This is a genomic window from Clostridium sp., assembly GCF_050717515.1.
GTDB lineage: Bacteria > Bacillota > Clostridia > Clostridiales > Clostridiaceae > Clostridium_AD.
This window is the reverse complement of record NZ_JBOITL010000029.1, coordinates 96,717-114,933: the sequence shown is the minus strand read 5'-3', so window position 1 is coordinate 114,933 and position 18,217 is coordinate 96,717. Positions and strand designations below refer to the sequence as shown.

Genomic DNA, 18,217 nt, shown 5'->3' with positions numbered 1-18,217 from the left:
TTGAACTTGTTATTTGTTTTCATGGGTCTAAATCCTTCATTTTGTTTGCCTAACTCTATTATAATTAATAAAAATATTATTTTATTGATTTCTGCTTTAGTTTTTCTGTCATCTCATGTAGCTTAATTATTCCAGCTTCTCTTGTTCTCTTGTTTTCATCTTCAATGCTCTTTGTTTCTTCGATACCTTGCATAATCGTATTCCAAGTTTTCTCTAGTGTTTCAATTTTTACGCTGGTGCCTCCAGCAAGTTTTGCTATATCCACACTTTGACTTCTTATATTTTCTGCATTTTTCATTAATAGCTCATTAGTAGTTCTATCGAGCTCAGCTAGTGAATCCGCTACTAATTTTTGTTTTTTTAGTGCAATGGCTTGAATTATACCATTTTTAAATACAGGTATAGTTATGATAAACGCAGAATGCACTTTAGATATCAACTTATAATTTCCTCTTTGAATCATTTTAATCTGAGGTGCAGTTTGTAATGATACCATCTTAGCCATTTCCAAATCATAAATTCTCTGTTTTAACATTTCAAGAGTAGCTTTAAAATTCTCATAATTTATTACGTTTATTTGTTCTCCATTTTTTGCTAAAGACTCAAGTTTAGGAAGATCTCCACTTTCACTTTTTTCAACAATCATATTTCCTGCAGCAATGTATTTTTCTAATTCTCCATAATACTCAAAATTTTGATTATATAAGTTTTCAAGCATTAAGTTAGAGTTATTTATTTCCACCTTATATCCACTAAGTTGAGTATAGATTTTATCTATTTCTCCCCCAATGGTTTTATACTTACCCATCATTTTATCTATAGCCTTAGCCGGTTTACTAAACAATTTTCCAAGGAAACTCGTTTTGCTTTCTTCAAAATCTTGCTTATCAAATTTTTTCATTATACTTGTAAGTTCCTTTATCATAACACCTGAATCTTCAACACTGCTGGTTTTAATAGAGTTTAATATTTGATCTGCAAATTTAGATATTTGCTGAGCTGGTTCATTTCCAAATTCTAATATGGCATTTGCATCTTTAATATTTAAATTAGATGCAATTTGCATCACTTGTGGTGAGACTTTAAGCTGATTGTTTATGCTAATAGCCTTTTTTTCTATATCCGCATTTTCAACGTCCTCTTCTTTGATTATAAGTACACCTTTATTATTTTCCATGTTTTTCACTCCTCTTATCTATTTTCCTGATTATTTTCAGATTTTTATGCCCTAGCACAAAAATCAAAATTAACTTTCTACCTTAACTACTTCAAATATTAGTTTCCAAAAAAATTCCCAAAAAAACTTTTTTTCTTTTCTACATATTTTTTAAAGTGCAATTCAAAGCTCACATTCTCCAGTCTATGAATATCATATTGCTGTGCATAAATAAAATTCTCTATGTCGTTGTATCCTGATGGGTTATATATGATTATATCTATTCCCATAGAATTCATAAAGGTAAGCATTATGCAATCTTCAAAAGATAGATTCCCATTTTCTTCATTATTATAAACTATAATTTTAGGAACTTCCTCTGGGTAATCATAGGATTGTAATAATTCAAGTACCGATCCATCTAGATTTATAAGCACTGAGAAAATATCCACTTGTAAATCCCTTAAATCTTCCTGTTCAACATTTATTATTACAGGGCTTAAGCATAACTCTTTAATTTTTCGGGCCATATTTTTTTGAAGTCCGAGTCTTAACTCCTTATATTTCCACCAAGAAGAATTAATCATTTCCTCTATATCAAATTCCGAAAAAACATTATTAGGATATATTAAATTAAACTTACCATATTCTAAATGAACTACATCCATTATAGGTAGTTCATTATAAAACTTTGTATGTTTTTGAGTTACTGCATCATTAATTTCTTTCCAATAAATATCAATATCCTCATGAGTGCCACATACTTTTGAAAACATATTAGGCACGACTACAGTTGAGTCTTTAACTTTCCAGCCTTCCCTTATATGTGCTTTTTCCTTCATCCATATATATATTTCTTCATAGGTAGTATTAAGGGTTACCGCCTGCAGGTTATAATCTGCAAATTGCCAAGGCCTGTAAAACCCAGAATCATCTGTAAACAGTGTTTTATTAAGCTCCTGCTTAGCGTTATAAGCAGTGGTCTTAATCCTATCTTCCGCGCCAGTTGGAAAAGATTTTATTTCCCCTTTATAATTATAAACAATTTCCTTAGAAAAAGCATTGTATTTATCAATTTCCTGAAAGGTTCCAGAATCTTTAGGATTAAAGTATAAAATGTCACAGCCCAAGGTTGATAGTAGTACCAAATAAAAAACCTCAGTTTTTGAAATCTCTCCATAAAACAACACTTTTGGGTTAATACTCATATAGTCAAATTTTTGGAATAGTTCTTCCGAATAAATGTTTATCCAATGAATCATATAATTTATAATAAGTTTAATATCCTGATTGTTTATTACCACGTTACTTTTAATGTAATATTCTATAAGTCCCTTTAAATTATTTTCAATTTGCCTTAGCAAAACTTTGTTAGGTAAATCCGGAAAAAGTCCATTATCACTTATTAAATTTATAATTGTGGGCACATCGATAATTTCCATTTGTCCTACTTTTGCCCAAATGTCATTCAACACATTTTGAAGTCTTATGCTAATGTCTTTATCTAATCCCTCACTAAATCGAATGTAGCCTGGTCTTATTTTTTTTAGTTCTTTGTCTAATTTATATAAGTTGTCATAGTAATCAATCTCATTAATTTTTATACCTATAAAACGATAAAAATAATTTGGTATAAAAACAACATTAGAATTATATTGGAATTTATTTCTTCTATGAATCTCTGTTTTTAAACTACTTATGATATCTTCATCCATGTTTAAATTAACACTGTGAATCTCTAGATTATTTAAACTATTCTTTTCCATATTCACCTTACCTTTTTGATTGTTTATATGTTGGGCATAAAACAAGTACCCTTTTATAGTAGTTGGCAGTTAACTCTCGCAAATATAGTTTTTTTGTATATTTTAAGTATACCATATTATGCAATTGTTTTTCATTATAATATATTGAAAAAATCCCATTTTAATATAGATTAATTGGAATTATTAAAATAATCTGTCTATATTTTATAGGTTTTTTTTTCTTAAAAAGCATTCTTTTATACTCATAAAAGGTGTAATATATATATTAAAGTGCATTTTATATGCACTTTAACAATAAAATTATATTATTTTTACATTATTTTATATAATTTTGTTATATAATCATAATGATAAGGTAGCTATCAATTTATTATTATTATGTACCTAGAATAAATAAAGGCATAACAATTTATAATTGCTAGTTTCAAAACGAACTACAAGGAGGTTTATTATGGGACTTTTGACTTTCAAAAAAGGTATTCACCCTAGCGACAAAAAAGACTTAAGTATGCACAAAGCAATTCAAGATTTGCTTCCAAAAGGCAACTTAGTATTTCCTATGCAACAACATATAGGAGCGCCTTGTGATCCACTAGTAAAAAAAGGTGATAGAGTATGTGTCGGCCAAAAAATAGGTGAATCCAAAGCTTTTGTGTCTGCACCAATATATTCAAGCATATCTGGAACAGTATTGGAAGTAGGCCCGAGACTCCATAGTAATGGAACTATGGTATCTGCCATTATTATCGAAAACGATAACATTTACGAAGAAGTACTTACTATGACTCCACATAGTGATTATGAAAAACTATCGAAAAATGAGCTATTGGCTATCATTAAAGAAGCCGGCATCGTAGGTATGGGTGGAGCAGGTTTTCCAACACATATTAAGCTTAATCCGCCAGAAGGTAAAATCATCGACAGCATAATAATAAATGCTGCTGAATGTGAACCATATTTAACCTGTGATTACAGAATGTTACTGGAAAAGACAGATGAAATTGCTGAGGGATTAAAAATTATTCTTCAAATGTTTCCAGGTGTAAAAGGCTATATTGCAATAGAAACTAATAAACCTAATGCAATTGAGGCTATGAAAAAAGCCACAGCAAACATTAACAATGTAGAAGTTACTTCAATGCTTACAAAATATCCTCAAGGTGCAGAAAAACAATTGATTTATGCAATTACTGGTAGAGAGTTATCTTCTGGAAAGCTTCCTGCTGATGTTTCCTGCATAGTTCAAAATGTTGATACAGTGTTTGAGATATACAACGCTGTAGTAAAGGGCAAACCCCTTACAGAGCGAGTTTTAACTGTAACCGGAGAAGCAATTAAAGAGCCTCTTAATTTAAGAGTTAAATTCGGAACTTCTATAAGTGAAGTTATCGAAGCTGCTGGTGGATTCAAAGAGGACCCTGTTAAAGTTATTTCAGGTGGACCTATGATGGGAACAACCTTAAGCTCTTTAGATGTTCCTGTAATAAAAGGAACCTCTGGGGTACTTTGTTTAACAAAAGAGCAAGCTAAATTAGAACAAGAATCTAGTTGCATAAGATGTGGAAAATGCATGAGTGTTTGCCCTATGTTTTTAAACCCTACAAAACTCAACTCTTTAGTTTTAAGAGGAAAATATGAGGAGTTTGAAGAATATCATGGTATGGATTGTATAGAGTGTGCTTGTTGCTCTTATGTATGCCCTGCTAAACGTCATTTAACTCAAACTTGCCGCGAAGGCAAACGAACAATAAATATTAATAGAAGAAAAAAATAGATAGAGGTGACTTATATGTATACAGTATCTTCATCCCCACACATAAAATCGAATGATTCTGTGCAGGGTATAATGAGAGACGTAATAATAGCATTAATCCCTGCTACCTTTGCTGGAGTATATTTTTTTGGAATGAAAGCATTTTTAGTTACATTAGTATCTGTGCTATCATGTGTTGCAGCAGAAGCGCTATGGCAGAAACTTGCTCATCAAAAAATCACAGTAGGAGACCTTAGTGCTGTTGTAACTGGTTTATTACTTGCTTTTAACTTGCCAGCTGCTGTTCCACTTTGGATTCCTGCAATTGGAGGATTTTTCGCAATAATTATTGTAAAACAATTTTTTGGTGGAATTGGACAAAATATAATGAATCCCGCTTTAGCTGCCAGAGCATTTTTACTTATGTCTTGGCCCGTTCACATGACTAATTTTACTGTTGATGGTGTTTCAGCGGCGACTGCACTTGGAATACTTAAAGGCGGTGAAGGTCAATTACCTACTTTAATGAACGTTTTTATTGGTAATGTAGGTGGTTGTATTGGTGAAACTTCTGTAATTGCATTGCTAATTGGTGCAGCTTATCTACTATATAAAAAAATAATAAGTTTACATACTCCAATTGCATATATTGGTTCAGTATTTATCTTAACACTTATATTAGGCAGAGATGGCTTCATGAGTGGAAATGCAATATACGAAATATGTGCTGGTGGTTTAATGCTTGGTGCTTTCTTTATGGCAACAGATTATACCACTTCTCCAATGACACGAAAAGGACAGGTTATCTTTGGACTTGGATGTGGTGTATTAACCACAATAATACGTTTAATTGGTGGTTATGCTGAGGGAGTATCCTATTCTATATTGATAATGAGCTTATTTGTTCCATTCATTGATAAGTTTACTGCTCCACGTATTTTTGGGGAGGTGAAATAATTGAAAGAAAATATTAAATTAGGTTTGATTTTACTTTTAATTACAGGCATTGCAGGATTTTTACTAGGTGGTGCCTATGAAATAACAAAAGGACCTATTGCTGATAAGGTTCTTGCTGATAAACAATCAGCTATGAAGGAAATATTGCCCACAGCTGATAAGTTTGATAAGACAGATGTAAAAATTGAAGGTAACGAAAAAATTTCTGAAGTTAATACTGGACTTAAGGGTACTGAAATAGCTGGATATGCTATTAAAGTTGCACCAAAAGGATATGGCGGCCCAGTAGAAATCATGGTTGGAATATCAACTGAGGGAAAAGTTACTGGAATTAAAATTTTATCTCACACTGAAACTCCTGGTCTTGGTGCTAATGCTCCAGAGCCTAAATTTTCAGGTCAATTTAAAAATAAAGCTGCAAAAGACAAATTAGAAGTTGTAAAAATAGCTCCTTCAAAGGAAACTCAAATACAAGCTATTACAGGTGCCACTATTACGTCGAAAGCTGTAACTCTTGGTGTTAACGATGCTATTGATTTTTATAACTCTTCATTGAAAGGAGATAAAAAATAATGAGCGTACTTTCTGAAAGAATAAAAAACGGTATAGTAACGGAAAATCCAATATTTGTGCAAGTTCTAGCTATGTGCCCTACCCTAGCTGTTACCACCAGTGTAAAAAATGGTGTAGGTATGGGTCTAGCTGCTACAGTAGTGTTAATTGGTTCCAATCTTTTTATATCATTATTAAGAAAAGTAATCCCAGATAAAATTCGTATACCTGCTTATATAACAATAATAGCTTCTTTTGTTATATTAATACAATTTCTATTGCAAGGATTTGTTCCTGCTCTATATAAAGAACTAGGAATTTTTATCCCCCTTATAGTTGTTAACTGTGTAATTCTAGGAAGAGCCGAATCCTATGCATCAAAAAACAAAGCACTACCTTCGATTTTTGATGCTATCGGAATGGGACTTGGTTTTACAGTAGCATTAGCTGTTCTCGGTGCAATAAGAGAACTACTAGGGGCAGGTTCCATATATGGATATAAGGTATTTGGAAACTCTTTTGAACCTGCTATAATTATGGTTTTAGCACCTGGTGCCTTTATTACACTAGGAATTTTAATGGCATTATTAAATCAAAAATCAATAAATAAAACAAATAAAGTTAATGACAAAATTGCACATTTTCATGAAATCAATCCAGAAACTGGTGAATGTACTGGTTGTGGCTCTTGTGCCCATAGTTGCAAAAAATAATTTTGTTAATTTTTTAAGAAAGGTGGATGAAAATGAGACTTTTTTCGATTTTTATAAGTGCATTTTTAGTAAATAACTTCGTATTAGCTAAATTCCTTGGAATATGTTCTTTTCTTGGAGTTTCTAAAAAAACTGAGACTGCAAAAGGTATGGGCCTAGCAGTAGTGTTTGTTATGTTCTTAGCCTCAATAATGACTTATGGAGTCTACAACTGGATTTTAGAGCCTTTAGGCATAACCTACTTATCAACTCTAGCTTTCGTTCTAGTTATTGCAGCATTAGTGCAATTCGTTGAAATGGTTATTAAGAAAACTCAACCAGGTCTCTATAGAGCACTTGGAATATTTCTTCCCTTAATAACAACTAACTGCGCGCTTCTTGGTATGGCAGTTATTAATATAGGTGAAAAATATAACCTAATAGAATCCATGGTTAATGCTCTTGGAGCCGCAGCTGGCTATATGCTTGCTATTGTACTTCTTTCAGGTCTAAGAGAACGAATGGAAGAGAGCGATAATATGCCACTCTGCTTTAGAGGTCTTCCTATTTCACTAGTTACAGCAGGCCTCATGGCTATTGCATTTTTAGGCTTTAGTGGTTTAAAATTGGGGGGTATTTAAATGGATATGAACAATTTAATTTACCCAGTATTAAGCCTTGGTGGTTTGGGACTAGTATTCGGAGTAGTACTTGGTTATGCTAACAAGAAATTTCATGTACCAGTTGATCCTAAAGTACCACTAGTTAGAGAAGCCTTACCTAGTGCAAATTGCGGTGCATGTGGATATGCTGGTTGTGATGCTTATGCCGCAGCCGTAGTTGAGGGAGATACACCTTTAAATTTATGTTCAGTAGGTGGAGCTTCTGTTGCTGAAAAAATAGGTGAAATAATGGGATTATCAGTTGAAACTACGAATCCTCAAGTTGCCTTTGTTAAATGTAAAGGTACTTGCAATGTTGCAAAAGAGAAATATGAATATGATGGAGTAAGAGATTGCCGCCAAGCAGTTATTGCTCCTGGTGAAGGCCCTAAAGCCTGCTCAGATGGTTGCATGGGTTTTGGGAGTTGCGTAAGAGCTTGTGAATTCAATGCCCTTCACATCATCGATGGCGTCGCTGTAGTCTATAAGGATAATTGTGTAGCTTGTGGTGCTTGTATTAAAGTATGTCCTAAAAACTTAATAGAGCTAGTTCCAGCTACTCAAGAAGTACTTGTTGAATGCAACTCAAAATCAAAAGGCAAATCAGTAAAAGAAAATTGTAGCGTTGGATGTATCGCTTGCACCATGTGTGTAAAAGTTTGCCCATCCGAAGCAATTACTATGGTTAATAACCTAGCTACAATAGACTTTGAAAAATGTACACAGTGTGGCCTATGTGCTACTAAGTGTCCAACAAAAGCTATCTCAAAGCCGCTAAAAGCTCATGAAACCATGAGTGAGGCAGTAAGTAAATAGTTTCAATTAAAAAGGTACTAAGATTATAAAATCTTAGTACCTTTTTTTGTGTGTTTCCCTTCGATGCATAATAATAGGATAGAAAGTTTTTCCTGTGTGACTTGCAATATGAAACGTAGAAACAATTGAAATTTGATTTAGAAATTCTTGCTTTGCGAATGTAAAATCCTCGTAAGCCTGCCAGGACGTCATAAAAATTAATAATAGGGTAAGATATTTAACCCTAGTGACTTGCAATAAGAAGCGAAAAAACTATTGAAATTTCATTTAGGAATTCTTCTTTTGCGAATATAAAATTCTCGTAAGCCTTCCAGGACGTCATAACAATTAATAGTACAATAGAGTATTTCTCCAGAGTGACTTGCAATAAGAAGCGACAAAACTATTAAAATTCCATTTACAAATTCTTCTTTTGCCAATATAAAATTCTCGTAAGCCTGCCAGGACGGCAGGCTAGCGAACCCGAGCCAGGATGGCAAGTGTGAGCGCTAGAGAATTTTATATTGGCAAAAGATTAGAATTTGTTAATGGAATTTTAAGTTTAGAGCTCTTTTGCAAGGCACGCTGGAGAAATTTCCTGACCTCTTTATTTTAATGTTAATATTTTTTCTAATCTATTTTTTAGTACACTAGCTAGAGTTCCAATAAAATACCCTGTAACAATAGCTGAAACTAATAGTACTGGTAAATACAAATAAATTCTTAAATCTTTAATTATAAAGGCAGCTACTAGTAGCTGCCCTATATTATGAAAAACAGCGCCACATACGCTAATTGTCGGTAGACTTAGTGCGTTGCTAAGATACTTGTATAGTAATATCATTACTATATTACTAAGCAATCCCCCAGCAATACTAAACAAAAGCGCTGATAACCCGCCTCCAAAAATGGAACCTAACACAGTTCTTAAAATCATTATTAAAAGTGCTTCCTTCCAGCCAAATAAAATTAATGCAACCAAGGATATAGAATTAGCAAGTCCTAATTTTATACCTGGAAATAATACTGGAATCTGAGCCTCAATCAGATAAATAACCAAAGCTATTGCCACGAGTATACTAAGTAAAACCATTTTTTTAGTCTTTTTCATATTATCACCTGCATCTTTTTCATTTTAGAATGTCCCCGCATCAATGGAATTATTTTCTTTTACTTGTTTCCCCTGAATACTAATCATAAGTTTATTAGGTAAACATACAATAACCCCACCAGGCTGCGAAATCTCTCCACTTTTAACACACTCTTCATGTAAACAATTTGCATCTTTAACACTAATACCATTATGTTTAACTAGTATAGTATTATAATGACTATTATCTATTTTTATAGTGAACTCCTGTGGCTCAACTACCTTATTTAAATCAATAGTTTTAAATACCTTACCATTACTTTTAATAACCGCAATATTTTCTGTTCCCTTAATAGAAGTTTTATATATTGAAACTACTCCTACTGCTATTAATACAATAACCAAGAGTACAATTCCAACTATTTTATCACCTTTTTTCATAAGTAAACTCCTTATTCGTCAAATTAAAACTATTTTTAATACCTGAAGTAACATGTACTTTTTTATCCTCTGTAATAAAAATTGCATCAACACCTTTAATCGACTCTATCAATTTGAATCCTTTTGAGAGTCCCAATATATATGCACTTGTAGATAGTGCATCTCCATCTATTGACTTATCTGATACTATTGTTACACTTATAAGCCCCGCCTCCGATGGATATCCAGTTTTAGGGTCAAATATATGATGATACCGCTTGCCGTCCACAATAAAATATCTTTCATAGTTTCCTGATGTAACCATAGATTTATCAGAAACACTAATGGTTCCTAAGTATTGCCCCCGGGTGTCCAATGGATTCTGCACTCCTATATTCCAGCTATTTCCATCTGGTTTATTTCCTATAGCAAAAACATTACCCCCTAAATTTATAAGTGCACTGCTAATCTTATTATCAATTAAAACTTTCTTTATCTCATCAGCTGTATATCCTTTTGCTATAGCACCCAAATCTATAGCTTGCCCAAATCGCCTTAATTTCACGGTAGAATTCTTACTATCTAGAACAATATCCTTATAGTCAACTAGCTTTAACTTTTTTTCGATTTCACTTTTGGAAGGAACCCTCTCCTTATCTGTACCTATGCCCCATAGCTTTACAATTGGTTCTATTGTTGCATCAAGTGAGCCACCTGTTAATTTACTATATTTAATTGATTTTTCTATTACGCAGTAAGTATCCTGACTAAGTTTTTGCCCTGAATTCCCAGCTTTTTTATTTAATTTAGTAATTTCAGAAGTTTCAATATTAACGGACATTTTATTTTCTATATCACTGATTCTTTTTAAGGCGTTCTCCGTGGCTTTTTCTGCATTTTTACCATAAACCTTTAATTGGACAATTGTCCCCATCATATAGGTCTCTTTTTCAACAGGCTTAGCATTACTTTTGCAAGATACTAAAAATATTGAAGTGGACAATAATAAAATTATATACCATATTTTGCGTGAACTTATTATAATACCTCACCCTTCCTAGCTTATTTTTAAATACATTATACCATATATATTTTAAGTAAATCTCTTACTATAGCATGAATCGCAGAATTTTTTAGTCCAAATTAAAAACACTGAAACAAAATTTCAGTGTTTTTAGCCATTACGAAACCTATAGTTAATTTATGTTACGATAAACACAAAATTTCTCTTATTTATTCTTTAAAACAGCTCTTAAACTGGCAAATGATAAACCTGCTATTAACCCCCACATTACCAACATAAAACCTAGCGCCTGACCACTCATATATCTTCCTCCTTGTATTCCTATTGAGTATATAATAATTATTACTTTCTTATAAGAACCTTATTTTGTAATACCTCTTCACCATAAACAGCTTTCAAACTCCTATAAGTTCCAATAAAGCCTATGATAAATACCAATACTAAAACTATTCTCGCACCATTTACCCATGGAATTAACTCTGGTGTTTTTGCTACAAAATCTGGTATAAATTTAAAGTATCCTTCTTTAATGTATGATATAGTTGATCCCGTTAAAATAATTATTATTACTGCTGGAGTTACAAATTTAATCATAACGCTATATAGCCATTTTGGTGCTTTCCAGTAAGAGCCATTATTTAACTCCTCCAATGGACTATCTTTCATGAGCCACCCAGCCACAATTATCTCTATAAGACCCATTACAACCAGTAAATAAGTACCAACCCAGTTATCAAGCTCTGTAAAATAAGCGAGTGTAGCAGTTTTCGTAATTATTGGCTCTAAAGCAACCGGTAAACCAACTATTATATATCCAAAGAAAACCATTAAGGCTGCACTCTTTTTCACCATTCCCATGCCTTCTTCTAAAATTGTTACTAAGTAATTATACATAGCAATAGCTGAAGTAAATCCAGCAAAGAATAATAACATAAACCATAGTGTTCCAATTACTCTACCACCCTCCATAACTCTAAAAATATTAGGTAGAGACATAAAAGATAATCCTACTCCCGAACCCAAACCTTTTACACCCATGAAAGCATAAGTAATTGGTATTGCAATACTTCCACCCAGTATTACTTCTGCAAATTCATTTAAGGATACTGTTGTCATTGCTGAAGCTACAATATCATCATCTTTCTTTAAATACGAAGCATAGTTTTGAATTATTCCCATGCCTAGTGACAACGTAAAGAAAATTTGACCTGCTGCTGCAAGTGCTCCTTTAAAACTCAAATCTTGCCATCTTGGAGTCCAAAGATAATCCAACCCTTTTATAGCGGACCAATCTGGATTAACTGGCGATCCTATTGTTAATGCTTTATAAATTAATACAAATCCAAATATATAGAGAGTAGGCATCATTAATTTTGCCCAAGATTCTATACCTTTTTCAATTCCCCTTGTAACTGCTAGTCCTAAAATTGCTAAACTAATAATCCAGAAAGTAAATACATAAGCGGGATTTTGTATATAGTTGGCAAAAAACTGTGTTGTGGGTACAGCCATATCCGAGTATCCACCAGTAGCAGATAAAACTGCATAGCCTAATGTCCATCCTATCAAGTGATTGTAATATGAATTTACTAGTAATGTAACTCCAATAACTATCATTCCACATATAGAACCTAAAATAATTGCACGTCGCGGCTTAATCTTATCTCTTGATTGAATATAAATCATAAAACCTACAGTACCATGTCCATATCTTCCACCAAGTCTTCCCATCATCCATTCTACTAGCATTAGCGGGACTCCTATTAAAATAAGTGCCAATACATAAGGGATCATAAAAGCTCCGCCACCGTTTTTTGCAGCTTGATATGGAAATCTCCAAAAATTACCAAGACCTACTGAATTTCCTGCCATTGCAAGAATAAGTCCGATTTTAGAACCCCAATTTTCTCGTTTTTCAACCATTTTTAACCTCCCTCCTTTTCTTTTTTTAATATATTTCTATTTATAATATATTTATTTACAAATAGTAATATTACTATTTGTAAATTTTCTATTTTTTATTTTTTATTTTTTATTTTTTATTTTTTATTTTTTATTTTTTATTTTTTATTTTTTATTTTTTATTTTTTATTTTTTATTTTTTATTTTTTATTTTTTGTAAATTTTAACACTTAATAAAAACTAAAAAAGGTTTTAAAACAATCTGCTCTTTCAATTCTTATAGATAATAAATATAATAAAATAAAAACGCTGAGACTTTATCTCAGCGTTTTTATTTTAACCCATTATATAAAATTATGTGAAAATTTCTTTATGTCTACGCAATTTTATAAATACTGTTACAGACAAGCTAATCATTAGAATACTTAATAAAAAAAAGATTATATTAAATGCTACAGCAGACGTCGCTGATATGTTATAAACTGCACTCATTTTAGCAATCTGGTTAGTTCTATCTGCAAAAAAACTTATAGAATATCGTATCCATAGCACTGAAATAGCAAAAGCTAAAGGAACTATTGCCATTGCTATTAAATACCCGCTTTTTCTTCTTCTCTTAATTCCTATAAGTCCCATAAATATTGGTAGAACAAATAACAAAGGCAAAACAAATCCAGTAAATTGTGAAGATAACATTAAAAACAATGCACATAAAATTGTAAAATAGAAAGTAATTTTTCTCATAATTATAGTTTCATCAATATTCATATATTTCCACTCTTTTCTTATTGATTCTTTAATACAGTTCTTAAACTAAGGGCTGCTGCTCCAAATATACTACACCACATTACTAACATAAAAGCCAAAGCTTGACCACTCATATTTCTTCCTCCTTGTATTTTTTTAGAATAGGAAACAATTATTAATTATTTCCTACTTGTATTTATCCAAAGTATATACTGTTTATTATTTTCTTATAAGAACCTTATTTTGCACAATTTCTTCACCATAAACAGCTTTTAAACTCTTATACGTTCCAATAAATCCTATTATAAATATCACAACCAAAACCATTCTTGCACCATTTACCCAGGGAATTAACTCTGGCGTCTTTGCTACAAAACTTGGTACAAATTTAAAATATCCTTCTTCAATGTATGCTTTAGTTGATCCAATTAAGATAATTATTATTACTCCAGGAGTTACAAATTTAATCATAACATTATAAATCCATTTTGGTGCTTTCCAGTAAGATCCACGATTTATCTCGTCTAATGCATTATCTTTCATGAGCCAACCAGCTACGATTATTTCTATAAGACCCATTATAACCAATAAATAACTACCAACCCAGTTATCAAGTTCTGTGAAATAAGCAAGTTCAGCAGTTTTGGTAATTATTGGTTCTAAAGCAACTGGAAGTCCAACTACTACATATCCTACGAAAACCATTAACGCTGCCTTCTTCTTTGCCATTCCCATGCCTTCTTCTAAAATTGTTACTAAGTAATTATACATAGCAATAGCAGAAGTAAATCCAGCAAAGAATAGTAACATAAACCATAGTGTTCCAATTACTCTACCACCCTCCATAACTCTAAAAATATTAGGTAGAGACATAAAAGATAATCCTACTCCCGAACCCAACCCTTTTACACCCATGAAAGCATAAGTAATTGGTATTGCAATACTTCCACCCAGTATTACTTCTGCAAATTCATTTAAGGATACTGTTGTCATTGCTGAAGCTACAATATCATCATCTTTCTTTAAATACGAAGCATAGTTTTGAATTATTCCCATGCCTAGTGACAACGTAAAGAAAATTTGACCTGCTGCTGCAAGTGCTCCTTTAAAACTCAAATCTTGCCATCTTGGAGTCCAAAGATAATCCAACCCTTTTATAGCGGACCAATCTGGATTAACTGGCGATCCTATTGTTAATGCTTTATAAATTAATACAAATCCAAATATATAGAGAGTAGGCATCATTAATTTTGCCCAAGATTCTATACCTTTTTCAATCCCTCTTGTAACTGCTAGTCCTAGAATTGCTAAACTAATGATCCAGAAAGTAAATACATAAGCGGGATTTTGTATATAGTTGGCAAAAAACTGTGTTGTGGTTACAGCCATATCCGAGTATCCACCAGTAGCAGATAAAACTGCATAGCCTAATGTCCATCCTATCAAGTGATTGTAATATGAATTTACTAGTAGTGTAACCCCAATAACTATCATTCCACATATAGAGCCTAAAACAATCGCACGTCGTGGCTTAATCTTGTCTCTTGATTGAATATAAATCATAAAACCTACAGTACCATGTCCATATCTTCCACCAAGTCTTCCCATCATCCATTCTACTAACATTAACGGAATTCCTATTAAAATAAGTGCCAATACATAGGGGATCATAAAAGCTCCGCCACCGTTTTTTGCAGCTTGATATGGAAATCTCCAAAAATTACCAAGTCCAACTGAATTCCCTGCCATTGCTAGAATCATTCCAATCTTGGATCCCCACTCTTCTCGTTTTTTAGCCATTAATTGCCTCCTCTTGTGTTATTTTTATTAATATTATGTTAATTATTCATAAAATTATATTATCAAATTTTTCAGATAATTGCAAGCATTGTTAAATGTTTTTCATTTTATTTTTTTAATTTATTAAATCAATACATATTTTAAAATGCATGTTTTCAAATTGCTATAACTGTATCACCATGAAGTTTCTCATTATACAAGTGAATTTTTAACTATTTCATGCAAAAACTCTAAATAAATGCTTAAATAAATTTATAAAATTTTCAATGGTAATTTTGTAAGAATTAAAAAAATGATAGTTAATGACATTTTCTTAACAATAATAAGTCATTTTCTACTAAATACGCTCTCTGTTATATTGAATCAGACCCATAATTATTTAGGATTCTAGATAAACCTACTTATTTTCTAACTTTATGTGAAAGTGTATATGAAAATATGAAAATAAAGACACAGAATTTAAATCCTGTGCTTTTTTTTGATATATTTAATTCTAATATGCTCTTTGGTCTCCATTTAAAAGATTTTCAATTTCTGCCGCTATCTCACGACCTTTTTTATAGGAATTAAGTCTATCTTGTGGTATTGAATCTTTATATATGTCCTCACCAGAAAGAAAATCTATAATTCCTTTTTTTGCAACTCCTACATCTCCAACGTGGTCCATTCCATTAACTTCTCTTACTTTTGAATAATCCATGGATATTCCTGGTTTTTTAAATCTAAATATTTATAAACATTTAAAATTTAAAACCAGTATTCACCTCACTTTCTATTTTTAAAATTTATGAAAAACCTATACTATTTGGTTACTAATATTATACTTATAGACTTCCCAATTTTAAATTTTTAATGTATTAATAAAATAATAAATTTTCTTCAAAAACACTAAATTCCTATTATTATCGAATAAATGTTTTTAACTCATGTTAATAAAATATGTATTAATAATATAAAAAACAATTATAAGTGATATGCAAATATAAACAATATATGTTATAATTTATCAATAATTAGTTTTAATAATAGGAACTAAATAATTGTTAATTGTTTTGTTCCCTAAATGAATACTAGGAGGTAACCTTATGGAAAATACATTAAATAACTTTGATCTTAAAACCATTAAAGAAGCTATAACTTCCATGGATAAACATGATGAGTTAGAGGAATGTTTTAAAACAATGCTAAATAAAAAAGTTGATTCTGCCACCGCTTTAGAACAATGGCTTCTAGATTTAAATACTATTCAAGATGAGATTAGCGAGGTTCTTATAAAGGATTATGCTAATTTTCAATGTCATAATGACAATGAGGAAATAAAAGCTAGATTTACCTATGATCAACAAATACTCTCCCCACTATTAAATAACTATCAAGATCAATTTGATAAATTTTTCTATAATAATAAATTTAGAGCAGCACTTAACAGTGAGTACGATATTCTCATTGAAAAAAAGGTAAATGCTATGGAACTTTTCCGTGAAGAAAATGTAGAACTAGGAATACAAGAAGATAAACTTTCCACTGATTACTATGACATTACTGGAAAAATAACAGTAATGTGGCAAGGAGAAGAAAAAACTCTTCCTCAAATGGCTATATATTTAAAAGATGCTGATAGAACTATACGTGAAACTGCTTGGAAGCTAATTCAAGAAAGACGACTCCAAGATGTGGCTCCTTTAGATGATATTATGGATAAACTAGTGGCCATTAGGCATAAAAAAGCTTTAAATTCTGGTCTTAGCGACTATAGATCTTATAAATTTAAGGATTTAGAAAGATTTTCTTATACACCAGAGGATTGCATCAAATTCCATGAATCTGTACTTAAATATGTAGTTCCACTCAGCGTGAAAATTCAAAAAGAGCATCAGCAAGAACTTAATATCGATACATATAAGCCTTGGGATATTGATGCTGTACAAAAAAACGAGCTTCCTCTTAAGCCATATAATACTGTTGAAGAACTTATTGATGGTGTAATAAGAATGTTTGAAAGAACAGATAAATTCTTTTCAGATACTTTAAAACGCATGAAAAATCAAGAAACTTTAGATTTAAAAAGCAGAAAAGCTAAATCTCCTGGTGGTTTTTGTGACTACTTCCCAGTATCTAAAATTCCATTTATCTTTATGAATGGTGCGCAGAGTCATGATGATGTAGTAACTTTAGCTCATGAAGGTGGCCACTCTGTTCATAATATGTTATGTGCGGATATGAAAATTTCTGATTATAGGAATGTGCCAAGTGAATCTGCTGAACTTGCAAGTATGAGTATGGAGCTTATCACTATGGATAAATGGGATGAATTCTATAAAAATGATAGTGATTTAAAAAGAGCAAAACGTGAAAAGCTTGAAGGAATAATTAAATTCTTACCTTGGGGTATAACCGTTGATAAATTTCAACATTGGATTTATCTAAATCCACAGGCTACTTCTAAGGAAAGAAATGATAAATTTGCTGAAATTGCTAAAGAATATACTTATTCTTCTGTAGACTTTACTGGTTTTGAAGATGTACTTAAACATAGATGGAAAAATCAGCTCCACATATACGAGGTACCTTTCTACTATATTGAATACGCAATTGCTCAATTAGGTGCCCTTCAAGTTTGGAAAAACTACAAAGAAAATCCTAAAAAAGCTATTGAAGCTTATAAAAACGCATTATCCCTTGGCTGTTCAAAGCCTCTTCCAGAGGTTTATGCTGCTGCAGGAATACGTTTTGACTTTTCTGAAGAAATAATAAAAGACTTAATGGACTTTGTATCAAAAGAACTTGAAACTTTGAAATAAACAATATATTCTTAAAAACTAAAAAAAACATTATGAAAACTTACTGAATTTAAATAAGTTTTCATAGTGCTTTTTTTTTATTAAGTGATTAAAGAACTCA

General features: G+C 31.6%; 16 protein-coding genes. 7 read left to right on the top strand and 9 right to left on the bottom strand.

Annotated features, from left to right (window positions below; genetic code table 11):
- Window positions 1-76: 76 nt before the first annotated feature.
- Entirely contained in the window at window positions 77-1,177 is a 1,101-nt protein-coding gene (locus ACREV6_RS14740) for a toxic anion resistance protein (protein WP_431578801.1), read from the bottom strand.
- Window positions 1,178-1,275: 98 nt separating this feature from the next.
- Window positions 1,276-2,922 (bottom strand): YceG family protein, encoded by a 1,647-nt coding sequence (locus ACREV6_RS14735; protein WP_431578800.1) that lies wholly within the window; start codon window positions 2,920-2,922, stop codon window positions 1,276-1,278.
- Between the two features lie 451 nt (window positions 2,923-3,373).
- Between ACREV6_RS14735 and rsxC the strand changes: the two genes are divergently transcribed.
- The 6 genes from rsxC to rnfB are packed head-to-tail and all read left to right on the top strand — an operon-like array spanning window position 3,374 to window position 8,354.
- Window positions 3,374-4,696, top strand: coding sequence for an electron transport complex subunit RsxC (gene rsxC / locus ACREV6_RS14730; protein ID WP_431578799.1), 1,323 nt, complete (start codon window positions 3,374-3,376; stop codon window positions 4,694-4,696).
- A 15-nt stretch (window positions 4,697-4,711) separates the two neighbouring features.
- On the top strand, window positions 4,712-5,632 hold the full coding sequence (locus ACREV6_RS14725; RefSeq protein ID WP_431578798.1) for an RnfABCDGE type electron transport complex subunit D: 921 nt from the start codon (window positions 4,712-4,714) through the stop codon (window positions 5,630-5,632).
- Entirely contained in the window at window positions 5,633-6,205 is a 573-nt protein-coding gene (locus ACREV6_RS14720; protein WP_431578797.1) for an RnfABCDGE type electron transport complex subunit G, read from the top strand.
- Complete coding sequence (gene rsxE / locus ACREV6_RS14715) at window positions 6,205-6,897, top strand: electron transport complex subunit RsxE (RefSeq protein WP_431578796.1); 693 nt, start codon at window positions 6,205-6,207, stop codon at window positions 6,895-6,897. Before ACREV6_RS14720 ends, rsxE begins: the two co-directional genes overlap by 1 nt.
- Window positions 6,898-6,929: 32 nt before the next feature.
- Complete coding sequence (rsxA, locus tag ACREV6_RS14710) at window positions 6,930-7,517, top strand: electron transport complex subunit RsxA (protein ID WP_431578795.1); 588 nt, start codon at window positions 6,930-6,932, stop codon at window positions 7,515-7,517.
- A 6-nt stretch (window positions 7,518-7,523) separates the two neighbouring features.
- Window positions 7,524-8,354: an RnfABCDGE type electron transport complex subunit B gene (gene rnfB, locus ACREV6_RS14705; protein ID WP_431578819.1), complete on the top strand. Its 831-nt coding sequence runs from the start codon at window positions 7,524-7,526 to the stop codon at window positions 8,352-8,354.
- Window positions 8,355-8,940: 586 nt separating this feature from the next.
- Here rnfB and ACREV6_RS14700 read toward each other — a convergent pair.
- From ACREV6_RS14700 to ACREV6_RS14670, 7 genes are all read right to left on the bottom strand, one after another.
- Window positions 8,941-9,444, bottom strand: coding sequence for a Gx transporter family protein (locus ACREV6_RS14700; RefSeq protein ID WP_431578794.1), 504 nt, complete (start codon window positions 9,442-9,444; stop codon window positions 8,941-8,943).
- Window positions 9,445-9,468: 24 nt separating this feature from the next.
- Complete coding sequence (locus ACREV6_RS14695) at window positions 9,469-9,864, bottom strand: NusG domain II-containing protein (RefSeq protein ID WP_431578793.1); 396 nt, start codon at window positions 9,862-9,864, stop codon at window positions 9,469-9,471.
- On the bottom strand, window positions 9,851-10,780 hold the full coding sequence (locus tag ACREV6_RS14690; protein WP_431578792.1) for an FAD:protein FMN transferase: 930 nt from the start codon (window positions 10,778-10,780) through the stop codon (window positions 9,851-9,853). The genes ACREV6_RS14695 and ACREV6_RS14690 overlap by 14 nt, the downstream gene beginning before the upstream one ends.
- A 429-nt stretch (window positions 10,781-11,209) precedes the next feature.
- A complete protein-coding gene (locus tag ACREV6_RS14685; protein WP_431578791.1) occupies window positions 11,210-12,790 on the bottom strand; it encodes a sodium:neurotransmitter symporter family protein in 1,581 nt (526 codons plus the stop codon).
- Between the two features lie 333 nt (window positions 12,791-13,123).
- Window positions 13,124-13,537, bottom strand: coding sequence for a hypothetical protein (locus tag ACREV6_RS14680; RefSeq protein ID WP_431578790.1), 414 nt, complete (start codon window positions 13,535-13,537; stop codon window positions 13,124-13,126).
- Window positions 13,538-13,735: 198 nt separating this feature from the next.
- Complete coding sequence (locus ACREV6_RS14675) at window positions 13,736-15,316, bottom strand: sodium:neurotransmitter symporter family protein (protein WP_431578789.1); 1,581 nt, start codon at window positions 15,314-15,316, stop codon at window positions 13,736-13,738.
- Window positions 15,317-15,809: 493 nt separating this feature from the next.
- Window positions 15,810-16,016 (bottom strand): hypothetical protein, encoded by a 207-nt coding sequence (locus tag ACREV6_RS14670; RefSeq protein ID WP_431578788.1) that lies wholly within the window; start codon window positions 16,014-16,016, stop codon window positions 15,810-15,812.
- A 385-nt stretch (window positions 16,017-16,401) separates the two neighbouring features.
- Here ACREV6_RS14670 and ACREV6_RS14665 point away from each other — a divergent pair, with 385 nt between their 5' ends.
- Window positions 16,402-18,117 carry a M3 family oligoendopeptidase gene (locus ACREV6_RS14665; protein WP_431578787.1) on the top strand — a complete coding sequence of 572 codons (1,716 nt, stop codon included), beginning with the start codon at window positions 16,402-16,404 and terminating at the stop codon, window positions 18,115-18,117.
- The last annotated feature ends 100 nt before the right edge of the window (window positions 18,118-18,217 follow it).

What these genes read in the sequence shown, in the direction of transcription:
- ACREV6_RS14700 (WP_431578794.1), bottom strand. Translation starts at nt 9,444, where the DNA reads ATGAAAAAGACTAAAAAAATGGTTTTACTTAGTATACTCGTGGCAATA.
- ACREV6_RS14735 (WP_431578800.1), bottom strand. Translation starts at nt 2,922, where the DNA reads ATGGAAAAGAATAGTTTAAATAATCTAGAGATTCACAGTGTTAATTTA.
- rnfB (WP_431578819.1), top strand. Translation starts at nt 7,524, where the DNA reads ATGAACAATTTAATTTACCCAGTATTAAGCCTTGGTGGTTTGGGACTA.
- rsxA (WP_431578795.1), top strand. Translation starts at nt 6,930, where the DNA reads ATGAGACTTTTTTCGATTTTTATAAGTGCATTTTTAGTAAATAACTTC.
- rsxC (WP_431578799.1), top strand. Translation starts at nt 3,374, where the DNA reads ATGGGACTTTTGACTTTCAAAAAAGGTATTCACCCTAGCGACAAAAAA.
- ACREV6_RS14740 (WP_431578801.1), bottom strand. Translation starts at nt 1,177, where the DNA reads ATGGAAAATAATAAAGGTGTACTTATAATCAAAGAAGAGGACGTTGAA.
- ACREV6_RS14665 (WP_431578787.1), top strand. Translation starts at nt 16,402, where the DNA reads ATGGAAAATACATTAAATAACTTTGATCTTAAAACCATTAAAGAAGCT.
- ACREV6_RS14670 (WP_431578788.1), bottom strand. Translation starts at nt 16,016, where the DNA reads ATGGATTATTCAAAAGTAAGAGAAGTTAATGGAATGGACCACGTTGGA.
- ACREV6_RS14725 (WP_431578798.1), top strand. Translation starts at nt 4,712, where the DNA reads ATGTATACAGTATCTTCATCCCCACACATAAAATCGAATGATTCTGTG.
- ACREV6_RS14690 (WP_431578792.1), bottom strand. Translation starts at nt 10,780, where the DNA reads ATGATGGGGACAATTGTCCAATTAAAGGTTTATGGTAAAAATGCAGAA.
- ACREV6_RS14695 (WP_431578793.1), bottom strand. Translation starts at nt 9,864, where the DNA reads ATGAAAAAAGGTGATAAAATAGTTGGAATTGTACTCTTGGTTATTGTA.
- rsxE (WP_431578796.1), top strand. Translation starts at nt 6,205, where the DNA reads ATGAGCGTACTTTCTGAAAGAATAAAAAACGGTATAGTAACGGAAAAT.
- ACREV6_RS14675 (WP_431578789.1), bottom strand. Translation starts at nt 15,316, where the DNA reads ATGGCTAAAAAACGAGAAGAGTGGGGATCCAAGATTGGAATGATTCTA.
- ACREV6_RS14680 (WP_431578790.1), bottom strand. Translation starts at nt 13,537, where the DNA reads ATGAATATTGATGAAACTATAATTATGAGAAAAATTACTTTCTATTTT.
- ACREV6_RS14685 (WP_431578791.1), bottom strand. Translation starts at nt 12,790, where the DNA reads ATGGTTGAAAAACGAGAAAATTGGGGTTCTAAAATCGGACTTATTCTT.